The organism is Collimonas fungivorans, assembly GCF_001584145.1.
Taxonomy (GTDB): domain Bacteria; phylum Pseudomonadota; class Gammaproteobacteria; order Burkholderiales; family Burkholderiaceae_D; genus Collimonas; species Collimonas fungivorans.
Genome location: NZ_CP013232.1, coordinates 4,933,263 through 4,945,470, shown reverse-complemented (window position 1 = coordinate 4,945,470; position 12,208 = coordinate 4,933,263). Strand labels below are relative to the sequence as shown.

The window sequence follows — 12,208 nt, the reverse complement described above, 5'->3', positions numbered from 1 at the left end:
TTCGCTTAAACAACAGGGTGCAAAAAGATGGCGAAGCGTGATTTTTACGAAATACTGGGTGTTGCGAAAAACGCTACTGATGAAGAGATCAAGAAGGCGTACCGCAAGCTCGCGATGAAGCACCATCCGGACCGCAATCCGGATAGCAAAGGTGCGGAAGAAAAATTCAAAGAGGCGAAAGAAGCCTACGAAATGCTGGCCGATCCGCAAAAGCGCGAGGCCTATGACCGTTACGGCCATGCCGGGGTCGATCCCAACATGGGCGGCGGCGGTGGCGGCGGCGGTTTTGCCGACGCCTTCGGCGACATCTTCGGCGATATTTTCGGCGGCGGCGGTGGCCGCGGCGGCCGTGGCGGCGGACCGCAGGTATACCGCGGCGCCGACCTGCGCTACAACCTCGAAATCACGCTGGAGCAAGCCGCACACGGTTTCGACACCACGATCCGGGTGCCAAGCTGGGACGAGTGCGAACCCTGCCACGGCAGCGGCGCCAAACCCGGCACCGAGCCGGTCACCTGCCCGACCTGCGGCGGCCACGGCCAGGTCAGGATGCAGCAAGGGTTCTTCAGCATCCAGCAGACTTGCCCGAAATGCCACGGCAGCGGCAAGATCATTCCTGAACCATGCCCGTCTTGCGCCGGCGCCGGCCGCATCAAGCGCAACAAGACGCTGGAAGTGAAAATCCCGTCCGGCATCGACGACGGCATGCGGATCCGCTCGTCCGGCAACGGCGAGCCAGGCATGAACGGCGGACCTACCGGCGACCTGTATGTGGAAATCCACATCAAGCCGCATGCGGTGTTCCAGCGCGAAGGCGACGATCTGCACTGCGAAATGCCGATCTCGTTCGCCAAAGCGGCGCTGGGTGGTGAAATCGAAGTGCCGACATTGAACGGCAAAGCTTCCTTCACGATTCCCGACGGTACCCAGTCCGGCAAGACTTTCCGCCTGCGCAGCAAGGGCATCAAGGGCGTGCGCTCGGGTTATGCCGGCGACCTGTTTTGCCACGTCGTGGTAGAGACGCCGGTCAAGCTGAGCGATCGCCAGAAGGAACTGCTGCAGGAATTCGAGCAGTTGACCAGCGAAGGCGGCGCCAAGCACAGCCCGCAGAGCAAGTCCTGGAAAGACAAGGTGAAAGAGTTCTTCGAGTAAGCCGGTCTGCTCCTGGGCTCATGAAAGCCGTCAACCTTGCAGGTTGGCGGCTTTTTTCATGGCGGCTACCTCAGATAGGGCGGACTGCCTAATCATCGTTAACAAATTCTTTATTGCATAATTTTGTCCAGCTCACTATTCTGTATAGGGTAATAATAAAACGATCGTTCTTTTATTTGCGATCAATACAAACTCCATATACAAACATAGGGGGAGACATGAAAGTAGTTGCTCGTTTGAAGCGTGCAGGGGCTTGCGCCTGCGTATTGTCTGCGCTGTTCCTGGCGCAGGGTGCATTTGCGGTGGACGTGGCCGGCGTCAAGATCGAAGAAACCGCCAAGGTCGGCAACCAGGACCTGAAGCTCAACGGCGCCGGGATCCGCTACAAGGTCATTTTCAAGGTCTATACCGCGGCCTTATATTTATCCGACAAGAAAACCACGGTGCCGGACGTGCTGGCAGCCCCGGGCGCGCGCCGGATCGAACTGGTGATGCTGCGCGATGTCAGCAGCGAAGATTTCAGCCGTGCTTTCATGAGCGGCATCCAGAACAACGTCGACAAGGCGGACAAGTCGAAGATCGTCAACCAGCTGCTGAAATTCGGCGAGCTGTTTGCCTCGATCCCGGAGCTTAAAAAAGGCGACGTCATGACCACCGACTGGATTCCAGGCGTCGGCACCCAGATCCACTTTAACGGTAAGCCGGTATCGGAGACGCTGCCTGACCTGGTTTTCTATAACTCCTTGCTGAAAATCTGGCTGGGCGAGAAGCCGGCGGACAGCAAACTGAAGCTCCTGTTGCTGGGCCAGACCGGGTAGTTAGTGTAGTGCTTCGCAAATGATGAAACCACATAAGCACCGCTTTTTTGTGCCATGCGTCGTTGCAAATCCTCGCGATAGCACCACTATCGCTCCGGTTTGCGCCTAGCCTGACACAAAAAATCGATACTTCTGTGGCTCCCCCATTTACGAAGCACCACACTAGCGCCAAAGGGAATGCTGCATATCGGATAAAAGCCGATGGAAATAGCTAACTTTCTATAAAATAAGGCCCAGGATGTCGTGCATGTGTTGTAAAAACAGCATGCAGATGGAACTTTATTGAATAGAAAACGATGACAGCAAACAACAAGCAATCCCTGACCCGAGAAGACCTTTTCCAGAGAAACCGTGAGTGGGCGGCGGCAATTACCGCCCGCGATCCGGAGTTTTTCAAAAAACTGGCATCGCAGCAGGCGCCGGAGTATTTCTGGATCGGGTGTTCCGACAGCAGGGTGCCGGCAAATGAGTTGCTGGGCTTGCTGCCGGGTGAGCTGTTCGTCCACCGCAACATCGCCAACGTGGTTGCCCATAGCGACCTGAACTGCTTGTCGGTGCTGCAGTTTGCGGTAGACGTACTGAAGGTCAAACACGTTTTTGTGGTCGGCCATTACGGCTGCTCCGGCGTCCATGCGGCGCTGACCAAGCGTCGTGTCGGTTTGGCCGACAACTGGCTGCGCCATGTCGAGGACGTGCACCAGAAGCATGAGCGTTACCTGGGCGAGGCCTTGCCGGAAAGCCTGCGCCACGACCGCCTGTGCGAACTCAATTCGATGGAGCAGGTCGCCAACATCTGCCGCACCACCATCGTCCAGGATGCCTGGGACCGCGGCCAGCCGCTGACCATCCATAGCTGGGTGTACGGCGTGCGCGACGGCCTGCTGCGCGACCTGGAAGTGACCGTCAGCTGCATGTCGGACCTGGAAAAAGGCATGGCCGCCAGCCTGAAGCGCTATGAAGACTAAAGCAGCTTGAGATTGTCCGGCAAAAAAAGACGACCCCGAGAGGTCGTCTTTTTCTTTTGAGGCTAACCGAGCAGGAGTTACAGCACGATAGTCTGTGCTTCGCCTTCGGCGCGTGCGCGGATTTCACCGATCCGGTAGACCGTTTCACCGGCAGCTTGCAATTGCGCGACGGCAGCGTCGGCGTTTTCCTTGGCGACGATGACAGTCATGCCGATGCCGCAGTTGAAGACGCGGTGCATTTCGGCGTCCGCCACCTTGCCATGCTGCTGCAGCCAGGTGAAAAGCGGCGGCATGGTCCAGCTGTCGCTGTGCAATACGGCTGTCAGGTTGTCTTGCAGTACGCGCGGAATGTTTTCCACCAGGCCGCCGCCGGTGATATGAACCATGCCCTTGACTTCCATCGACTCCATCAGCGCCAGCAGAGGCTTGACGTAGATGCGGGTAGGCTCCATCAGCACGTCGGCCAGCTTGCGGCCGTGGAAGTCGCCGTCCAGGTCTGGCTGGGCGACTTCGATGATCTTGCGCACCAGCGAATAACCGTTGGAGTGCGCGCCCGAGGATGCCAGGCCCAGCACCACGTCGCCCGGGGTGATCTTGGTGCCGTCGATCAGCTTGGATTTTTCAACCGCGCCGACCGCGAAGCCGGCCAGGTCGTATTCGCCGTCCGGGTACATGGTCGGCATTTCAGCCGTTTCGCCGCCGATCAGGGCGCAGCCTGCCAGCTCGCAGCCTTTGGCGATGCCCTTGATGACGTCGGTGGCGCTAGGCACGTCGAGTTTGCCGCAAGCGAAGTAGTCCAGGAAAAACAGCGGCTCGGCGCCTTGCACCAGGATGTCGTTGACGCTCATTGCAACCAGGTCGATGCCGACCGTGTCATGGCGCTTCAGCAGGAAAGCCAGCTTCAGCTTGGTGCCGACGCCGTCGGTGCCGGACACTAGCACCGGCTCCTTGAATTTCTTGCTGATTTCGAACAAGGCGCCGAAACCGCCGATGCCGCCCATCACGCCTTCGCGCATGGTGCGCTTGGCAAAGGGCTTGATGGCTTCGACCAGGGCGTCGCCGGCGTCGATATCAACACCGGCATCGCGATAAGAGAGAGGAACGTTGGACACGTTTGAAGTGGAAGTCATGATGTGATTGGCGGCAGAGGCGGTAAAATAGGGGGAATTCGGCCACGCACCTGAGATTCGGCGCCGTATCGGCGCTGCTTCTCAGATCAACTGTCAGGTCAAATAACCGGCCAAAAACAGCCAAACAAGCAGTAAATCAGTGGAAAATACGGCTTTCCCACGGGTTTTGTCTTGTTTTTAGCTTGTTTTTAACTTTCCAATCGCTTGGTTGCGGCCAGGTTATTGCGCGGTAAAAGCGGTATTTTATCAAACCGATCCATCAAACTTTCGATTCCATGCCATTTTCTTTTACCGACGAACAAAAACAAACCGCATTATGGCTGGGACTGGGCCTGTTGCTGATAGCGCTGATGGTGGCTCTGGGACCGATCCTGACGCCTTTCATCGCCTCCGCCATCCTCGCCTATGCGCTCAATCCCGGGGTCGACTGGCTGGCGCGCAGGCGCATCGGCAAGTTTCCCTTCCCGCGCGCGCTGGCGGTGCTGGTGGTGATACTGCTGCTGGTGTTCGCGATCCTGGCGGTGATCCTGATCGTGGTGCCGGTGCTGCGCAAGGAATTTCCCTTGCTGCAAGACCAGATCCCCAACTTCCTCAACAAGCTGGACGGCGTGATCGGACCGCATCTGCAGGATTTCGGCATCAATGTGCGGCTGGACGGTACCGGCATCAAGGAAATGCTGACCAAGCAGCTGTCCACCAGCGGCGATGAAATCTGGACCTCGGTGCTGGCTTCGGTCAAGGTCGGCGGCACGGCGGTGCTGGGCTGGCTTGCCACTATCCTGCTGGTGCCGGTAGTGCTGTTTTACCTGCTGCAGGACTGGCATTCGATCGTCGCGCGCCTGAGCCGCCTGGTGCCGCGCCGCTGGCAAGGCAAGACCGGCAACATGACGCAAGAGGTGGATAGCCTGCTGGCGCAGTATCTGCGCGGCCAATTGCTGGTAATGTTGGTTCTGGCGATTTATTATTCGACCGGGCTGGCGATTGCCGGTTTTGATGTGGCGTTGCCAGTGGGCATTATTACCGGTTTGCTGGTATTCATCCCGTATGTCGGTTTCGGCCTTGGGCTGGCGCTGGCGCTGATCGCGGCGATGCTGCAGTTCAGCGGCTGGCACGGGCTGATCGCGGTCGCCATCGTGTATGGCATCGGCCAGGTGCTGGAAAGTTTTATCCTGACGCCGCGGCTGGTAGGCGAGCGCATCGGCCTGCATCCGCTGGTGGTGATTTTTGCCTTGATGGCCTTCGGCCAGCTGTTCGGTTTTGTCGGCATACTGCTGGCGCTGCCGTGTTCGGCGATTATGTCGGTGGTGGTCAAGCATGTGCGCGCACATTACCTGAGCAGCAGCTTTTATAATACGTGAAGCATGCATCGCTTCCGTATGCCCCTATATTGCTCCCCAAATTGATTAAGTTTAAGTAACAAGTGAAGAAACAAGAATGAGGCAGCTAACGCTGGACATTACTGCGGACGAGCCGCAGACCCTGGCTACTTTCGTGGTCGGGCAGAATCAAGAAGCCTTACAGTTCTTGCAGCGTCTGGTCGCGCCGTCGGCAAAATCCCTCACCGCGCCGGGCGACCGCTTCGTTTACCTATGGGGCCAGGCCGGCGCCGGCAAAAGCCATGTGCTGCAGGCGCTGGCCAGCAGCACCAGCGCGCGCCTGATCCACGGCCCGAATGAGGATGCCGATGCCTTCCATTTTTCGCCGGACGTGGCCGGCTACCTGATCGACAACTGCGACAAATTGTCGGCCGACGACCAGATCGAAGCCTTCAACCTGTTCAACCAGATCCGCGAACACGGCGGCTGGCTGGTCACCAGCGGCGAGCTGCCGCCGTCCGAGCTGAGCGTGCGCGAAGATTTGCGGACCCGCCTCGGCTGGGGCCTGATTTACCAGCTGCACGGCTTGAGCGACGAAGAAAAGATCGCCGCCCTGACCCATGCGGCGCAAGCGCGCGGCCTGCATCTGTCGAGCGGCGTGTTACCCTACCTGATTACGCATTTCCGGCGCGACATGCGGTCTTTGTCAGCCATGCTGGACGAACTCGACCGCTATTCGCTGGAAACCCAGCGCCCCATAACGCTGCCCTTGCTACGCAGCTTGTTGCAACTCGAATCCGAAGATAAACAATCACTATGAATCTGGCCCTATTCGACCTTGACCATACGCTGCTGCCTGTCGATTCAGACTATGAATGGGGGCAGTTCCTGGCGCGCATCGGCGCAGTCGATCCCGACGCCTTTGAAAAGAGCAACGCCGAATGGTTTGCCCAATACCAGGCCGGTACGCTGGATCCGGTCAAATACCTGGAATTTGCGTTCGGCACCTTGTCGAAATTCCCGCGCAAGCAGCTCGACGCCTGGCATGAACAGTTCATGGCGCAGGTGATCCTGCCGCAGATTACCCCGGCGGCGCGCGACTTGCTGCAGCAGCACCAGGACGCCGGCGACCTGGTGGCGATCGTGACCGCCACCAACAGTTTCGTGACGGAGCCGATCGCCAAGGCCCTGGGCGTCGATTTCCTGATCGCCTCCGATCCGGAAACCACCGGCGACGGCGAGATCACCGGCAAGCTGGCCGATACGCCGACCTACGGCCCCGGCAAGGTTACCCACACCCGGGCCTGGCTGGCGACCATGGACATGACGCTGGCCAGTTTTCCGCGCAGTTTTTTCTATAGCGATTCGCACAACGACCTGCCGCTGATGGCGCTGGTCACCGACCCTGTTGCAACCAATCCGAACGCCCGCCTGAAAGAGCATGCAATTGCCAACGGCTGGCCCATCCTGAATTTATTCGACGCGCAATGATCAAGAAGCTGATTCGCTCCATCCTTGGGAAAAAGAAAAAAGATCCCACCCAACCGTTGATACTCGGCCCGAAACAGCATGGCATCAATCCGCAGCTGGTGTCGCCGAATGCGGTAAGGGTCACCAAGACCCTGCAGGATAACGGCTTCAAGGCCTTTATCGTCGGCGGTGCGGTACGCGACCTGCTGCTGGGCGTGAAACCCAAGGATTTCGATGTCGCCACCAATGCCACGCCGGAACAGGTCAAGCGCCTGTTCCGGCGCGCCTTCATCATCGGCAAGCGCTTCCAGATCGTGCACGTGATGTTTGGCCAGGAACTGATCGAAGTCACCACTTTCCGCGGTGCTTCCTCGGACGGTTCGCCGAAAGACGAGCACGGCCGTGTCTTGCGCGACAACACTTTCGGCGAACAGCACGAAGACGCGGTGCGGCGCGATTTCACCATCAATGCGATGTACTACGATCCGGCCACCGAGAGCGTGCTCGATTACCACGGCGGCATCGACGATATCCGCGCCAAGACCTTGCGCATTATCGGCGAACCGGAAGCACGCTTCCGCGAAGATCCGGTGCGCATGCTGCGCATCGTGCGCTTCGCCGCCAAGCTCAAATTTACGATCGATCCGGCTACGCGGGCGCCGATACCGGTGATGGCGGCGCTGATCGACAATGTGCCTGCGGCGCGGGTGTTCGATGAAATGCTGAAGCTGCTGATGAGCGGCCATGCTTTGGCTTGCCTGCAGCAATTGCGTAAGGAAGGTTTGCATCACGGCCTGCTGCCTTTGCTCGACGTCGTGCTGGAGCAGCCGCTGGGCGAAAAGTTCGTCACGCTGGCGCTGGCCAATACCGACGTCCGGGTGCAGCAGGGCAAGCCGGTTTCCCCCGGTTTCCTGTTTGCATCGCTGTTGTGGCACCAGGTGCTGGAAAAATGGACGGCCTACAAGGCGGCCGGCGAATTCCCGATCCCGGCGCTGCACCTGGCGGCCGACGATGTGCTGGAAGCCCAGACCGACAAACTGGCTTTGCAGCGCAAGATCGCTTCCGACATGCGCGACATCTGGGCCATGCAGCCGCGCTTTGAGCGCCGGGTCGGCAAAGCGCCGTACAAGCTGCTGGAACACCTGCGCCTGCGCGCCGGCTACGACTTCCTGCTGCTGCGTTGCGCCTCGGGCGAGATCGACAGCGAAATCGGCGAGTGGTGGACCGGCTTCATGGAAGGCGACGGCAGCGAGCGCGAATTGCTGTTGGCGCAAAAGCCGAAGGTTGCCGCCGAAGCGGCGCCTGCCAAAAAACGTCCGCGCCGGCGCGGTTCGCGCAGCGGCGCCAAGGGTGTCAACACCGGCAGCAGCGCGGGCGGCCGCGGTAATGATGAGCAAGGTGGTCAATGACGGCAATTTCTCCTGCCGCCGAAGCGGTCACTGCTTACATCGGCATCGGCGCCAACCTGGGCGACGCCAGCGGCCAGGTGCAGCGCGCCATCCTGCAGCTCGGCAAACTGCCTGACACCAGCCTGGATGCCCAGTCCAGCCTGTTTTGCACGGCGCCGCTGGACGCCGGCGGTGACGATTACACCAACGCCGTGGCGCGCATCAAGACCCGCCTGGACGCGCATGCCTTGCTGCAAGGCTTGCAACAGATCGAACAGGATTTCGGCCGCCAGCGCCCCTATCCGAATGCCCCGCGCACGCTGGACCTGGACCTGCTGTTGTATGGTCAGTCGACCTTCGCCGATGCGGTGCTGACCGTGCCGCACCCGCGCATGACGCAGCGCGCTTTTGTCCTGATCCCGCTGTTGCAGCTGGATCCCTTCATCGTCATTCCCAAGCAAGGCCCGGCGCACCAGTTTGCCCCGCAGGTCGCGGACCAGGCCATCCGCAAGATATAGGGATTGGTTTCATCGGGGCAGCCTGCGCCGGCTTCTGGCACACTGTCCCCTTCACGTATGCAGCACACTTCTTAAACATGAATCTAGACAGCTACAAGTACATCGTCGTCGAAGGCCCGATCGGGGTCGGCAAGACCACGCTGGTCAACAAGATCGCCATGCACCTGGGCGGCCGGGTCTTGCTGGAGCAGCCGCAAGCCAATCCGTTCCTGGAAAAATTCTATCGCGATGCGCCGCGTTATGCCTTGTCGACGCAAATGTTCTTCCTGTTCCAGCGCATCAACCAGCTGCGAGATTCAGCGCAGAACGACCTGTTCGACAGCCCCGGCCACCTGGTCGCCGATTTCCTGCTGGCCAAGGATCCGATCTTTGCCCGCCTGACGCTGGCCGACGAGGAATTCAAGCTGTACCAGCAAATGTACGACCACCTGCGGCCGCAGGCGGCGACGCCGGACCTGGTGATTTACCTGCAGGCGGAGCCCGAAACCTTGATAGAGCGCATCAAGAAGCGCGGCATCGAGATGGAAGCAAGCATTTCGCCGGAGTACCTGGCGCGCCTGTGCGAAAGCTACAGCCGCTTCTTCTATCACTACGACGAAGCGCCGCTGATGATCGTCAATAACGAACACCTGGACCTGGCCGGCAACGATGCCGATTTCAGCTTGCTCTTGGCGCGCATCGACGGCATGCGCGGCAAGCGTGAATTTTTCAATCGTGGAGAATGACAATGGCAGGATATTTACAAGGCAGCGACCCGCGGCACGTAGCAAGCCGATCACCATCCCGGCGCTGCAGGCCTTGCGCGACAAAGGTGAAAAAATCACCATGCTGACTTGCTACGACGCCAGCTTCGCCGCCCTGATGGACCGCTGCGGCGTGGAAACCCTGCTGATCGGCGATTCGCTCGGCATGGTATGCCAGGGCCACAGCTCAACCTTGCCGGTCACCATCCAGGACATCGTCTACCACACCGCCAGCGTGGCGCGCGGCAACCACACCGCGCTGGTGCTGGCCGACTTGCCGTTCGGCGCCTACGCCACGCCGGAAAGCGCATTTGCCAACGCCGTGCCGGTGATCCAGGCCGGCGCGCAGATGGTCAAGATCGAAGGCGGCACCTGGCTGGCGCCTACCGTGCGTTTCCTCACCGAACGCGCGGTCCCGGTCTGCGGCCATCTCGGCCTGACGCCGCAGTCGGTGCACCAGATGGGCGGCTACAAGGTGCAAGGCAAGTCGCATGCGGCTGCCGAACAGCTGAAAGCCGACGCCCTGGCGCTGCAAGAGGCGGGCGCCAGCCTGCTGGTGCTGGAAGCGATTCCGGCAGCGCTGGGCAAGGAAGTCAGCGAACTGCTGACGATCCCGACCATCGGCATCGGCGCCGGTCCTGACTGCTCGGGCCAGGTGCTGGTGATGCACGACCTGATGGGGGTGTTCCCCGGCCACAAGGCGCGATTCGTGAAAAACTTCATGGAAGGCCAGGCCAGCATCGATGCGGCTGTACTGGCTTATGTCAGCGCGGTGAAAAACCAGTCGTTTCCGGCGCCTGAGCACTGTTTCTGAGATTCCGGCGGCGGCAATGAAAACGGCGGCGCAATGCGCCGCCGTTTTTGCTGATATCTCGATTTTCAGTGCTGTTCTTTGTTGTCCGCACCCTGTGCCAGGGTTTGCAGCGGCGCCACCTGGCTGACGCCGGGGTTTGCCAGGGGCGGTGCCAGCACCAGCGGTTCGCTGGCTGAACCCTTGGCCAGCACGACATTCGGGACGGTGTCCGGATTGGCGTTCCAGACCGGATCGGCGAGGCCGTTGAACACATTGGTCAGCTGCTTGCCCCAGTTCTCGTGGATCATCTGGAAGTACTGGTTTTTCTCGTCGATGGTGACGAAACGCGTCACAGCCAGCGTGTCCGCCCCATACAGCAGCAGGTCCAGCGGCAAACCGACCGAGATGTTGGAGCGCATGGTGGAGTCCATCGAGATCAGCGCGCATTTCGCCGCCTGGTCGAGGGTCGAGGCGGGCGTGATCACGCGGTCCAGGATCGGCTTGCCGTATTTTGCTTCGCCGATCTGGAAATAGGTGTTCTCGTTCAGCGATTCGATGAAATTGCCGGCGGCATACACCTGAAACAGGCGGCACTCCTCGCCCTTGATCTGGCCGCCGAAAATGATGCCGACATTGAAGTCGATGCCGAATTTCTCCAGCTTCAGCGCTTCGCGGTCGTACACGACGCGTACCGCTTCGCCGACGATCTGCGCCGCTTCATACATCGAGGTTGCGGTCCAGATGGTTTTGCCGGCGGCATTCACGTGCTCGCCGATGACTTGTTTGATCGATTGCGAAATCGACAGGTTGCCGGCGGTCATGAACACCATCAGGCGTTCGCCGGGATTTTCGAACACGCTCATCTTGCGCGCGGTGGCGACATGGTCGACACCCGCATTGGTGCGTGAATCGGAAAGAAAAACCAGGCCGGTTTCCAGGCGGAGGGCAACGCAGTAAGTCATGGTGTCGAAGAAAAATACAAAGTGGCGATTTTACAGGAAGCCAAGGCAGTTTCTCGGTCAGATTGGCTTTTTAGTTAATAATACGACAATTTATTGTAAATTAATGTAAACCTTCATTGATCCGCCTATTGATCCGATGGTAATGCAGAAACATTGACTTGCACAGTCAGTGTTTCTTCGCCGCCGCCGCGCCGCACGCCGCGCACCGGCGCGGCCGAATCGTAGTCGCGCCCGATTGCCAGCCTGCAATAATTGTCGCTGGCAAAACAGGCATGGGTCACATCGATGCTGATCCAGCCGGCAAAGTCGCCTTCCTGCACCCAGACGTCGACCCAGGCATGGCTTTCCGCATGATTGGTGTTGCCGGGGTCGATATAACCCGACACATAACGCGCCGGGATGCCCGCTATATGGCAGCAAGCCAGGAACAGATGCGCATGGTCCTGGCACACGCCCTGGCCCAGCGCCAGCGCATCGTCGGCGCTGCTGGTTACCGCAGTCGAGCCGCTCTGGTAAGCCACCGCGGCGCAGATCGCCTGCGCCAGCTCCAGCAGCTGCCTGCTGTCGGCGCCTGCGCGCAAATTCCGATGGGCGAAATCCATCACTGCCGCGGTGGCTTGCGTCAGCTGGGTCGGCACGGTAAACACCAGCGGTGAAAATTCTCCCGCCTGCGGCAGCCGCCCTTGCTGCAGCGGCGTCACCGCGACCGTGCCTTCAGCGATGATGCGCACCTCATGGTGCGGTTTGGTGACAGTCAGCGTATGGCACAGGTTGCCGAATGCATCGATGTAGGGATGGCGGTTGCCTGAGCTGCTGATATGCCACGCCAGCGTGCGCTGCTGCGCTTCCGCGCGCGGCGACAGCCGCAGCTGCTGGATCGTGTAGGTCAGTGCCGCGGTGTAGTGGTAAACCGTTTCATGCCGGATGGTAAGGAGCATCAGTGGGGAAATTCG

Annotated in this window: 13 protein-coding genes; 10 read left to right on the top strand and 3 right to left on the bottom strand. The window is 59.7% G+C overall.

The features are described from left to right. The first annotated feature begins 27 nt into the window (after positions 1 to 27). From dnaJ to can, 3 genes are all read left to right on the top strand, one after another. Positions 28 to 1,152 (top strand): molecular chaperone DnaJ, encoded by a 1,125-nt coding sequence (gene dnaJ / locus CFter6_RS21610; RefSeq protein WP_061541669.1) that lies wholly within the window; start codon positions 28 to 30, stop codon positions 1,150 to 1,152. Positions 1,153 to 1,370: 218 nt separating this feature from the next. After that, on the top strand, positions 1,371 to 1,970 hold the full coding sequence (locus CFter6_RS21605) for a chalcone isomerase family protein (RefSeq protein WP_061541668.1): 600 nt from the start codon (positions 1,371 to 1,373) through the stop codon (positions 1,968 to 1,970). A gap of 296 nt (positions 1,971 to 2,266) precedes the next feature. After that, on the top strand, positions 2,267 to 2,935 hold the full coding sequence (can, locus tag CFter6_RS21600; RefSeq protein ID WP_061541667.1) for a carbonate dehydratase: 669 nt from the start codon (positions 2,267 to 2,269) through the stop codon (positions 2,933 to 2,935). Between the two features lie 77 nt (positions 2,936 to 3,012). Here the strand turns inward: can and purM are convergent, their stop codons facing one another. Beyond that, positions 3,013 to 4,065 carry a phosphoribosylformylglycinamidine cyclo-ligase gene (gene purM, locus CFter6_RS21595; protein ID WP_061541666.1) on the bottom strand — a complete coding sequence of 351 codons (1,053 nt, stop codon included), beginning with the start codon at positions 4,063 to 4,065 and terminating at the stop codon, positions 3,013 to 3,015. Between the two features lie 275 nt (positions 4,066 to 4,340). Between purM and CFter6_RS21590 the strand changes: the two genes are divergently transcribed. The 7 genes from CFter6_RS21590 to panB all read left to right on the top strand — a co-directional run bounded on the left by CFter6_RS21590 (position 4,341) and on the right by panB (position 10,314). After that, complete coding sequence (locus CFter6_RS21590; protein WP_061541665.1) at positions 4,341 to 5,423, top strand: AI-2E family transporter; 1,083 nt, start codon at positions 4,341 to 4,343, stop codon at positions 5,421 to 5,423. Positions 5,424 to 5,499: 76 nt separating this feature from the next. Further along, positions 5,500 to 6,201, top strand: coding sequence for a DnaA regulatory inactivator Hda (gene hda, locus CFter6_RS21585; RefSeq protein ID WP_061541664.1), 702 nt, complete (start codon positions 5,500 to 5,502; stop codon positions 6,199 to 6,201). Next, positions 6,198 to 6,872, top strand: a complete 675-nt coding sequence (locus CFter6_RS21580; RefSeq protein ID WP_061541663.1) for a histidinol-phosphatase — start codon at positions 6,198 to 6,200, stop codon at positions 6,870 to 6,872. Before hda ends, CFter6_RS21580 begins: the two co-directional genes overlap by 4 nt. Beyond that, positions 6,869 to 8,260: a polynucleotide adenylyltransferase PcnB gene (pcnB, locus tag CFter6_RS21575; RefSeq protein WP_061541662.1), complete on the top strand. Its 1,392-nt coding sequence runs from the start codon at positions 6,869 to 6,871 to the stop codon at positions 8,258 to 8,260. Before CFter6_RS21580 ends, pcnB begins: the two co-directional genes overlap by 4 nt. Next, positions 8,257 to 8,757, top strand: a complete 501-nt coding sequence (folK, locus tag CFter6_RS21570; protein ID WP_061541661.1) for a 2-amino-4-hydroxy-6-hydroxymethyldihydropteridine diphosphokinase — start codon at positions 8,257 to 8,259, stop codon at positions 8,755 to 8,757. The genes pcnB and folK overlap by 4 nt, the downstream gene beginning before the upstream one ends. Before the next feature lie 77 nt (positions 8,758 to 8,834). After that, positions 8,835 to 9,482 carry a deoxynucleoside kinase gene (locus CFter6_RS21565; protein WP_061541660.1) on the top strand — a complete coding sequence of 216 codons (648 nt, stop codon included), beginning with the start codon at positions 8,835 to 8,837 and terminating at the stop codon, positions 9,480 to 9,482. Then, complete coding sequence (gene panB, locus CFter6_RS21560) at positions 9,457 to 10,314, top strand: 3-methyl-2-oxobutanoate hydroxymethyltransferase (RefSeq protein ID WP_236904440.1); 858 nt, start codon at positions 9,457 to 9,459, stop codon at positions 10,312 to 10,314. The genes CFter6_RS21565 and panB overlap by 26 nt, the downstream gene beginning before the upstream one ends. A 65-nt stretch (positions 10,315 to 10,379) precedes the next feature. Here panB and CFter6_RS21555 read toward each other — a convergent pair whose 3' ends face one another. After that, complete coding sequence (locus CFter6_RS21555) at positions 10,380 to 11,255, bottom strand: proteasome-type protease (protein WP_061541658.1); 876 nt, start codon at positions 11,253 to 11,255, stop codon at positions 10,380 to 10,382. A gap of 125 nt (positions 11,256 to 11,380) precedes the next feature. Beyond that, positions 11,381 to 12,193 carry a transglutaminase family protein gene (locus CFter6_RS21550; RefSeq protein WP_061541657.1) on the bottom strand — a complete coding sequence of 271 codons (813 nt, stop codon included), beginning with the start codon at positions 12,191 to 12,193 and terminating at the stop codon, positions 11,381 to 11,383. Positions 12,194 to 12,208 lie beyond the last annotated feature (15 nt).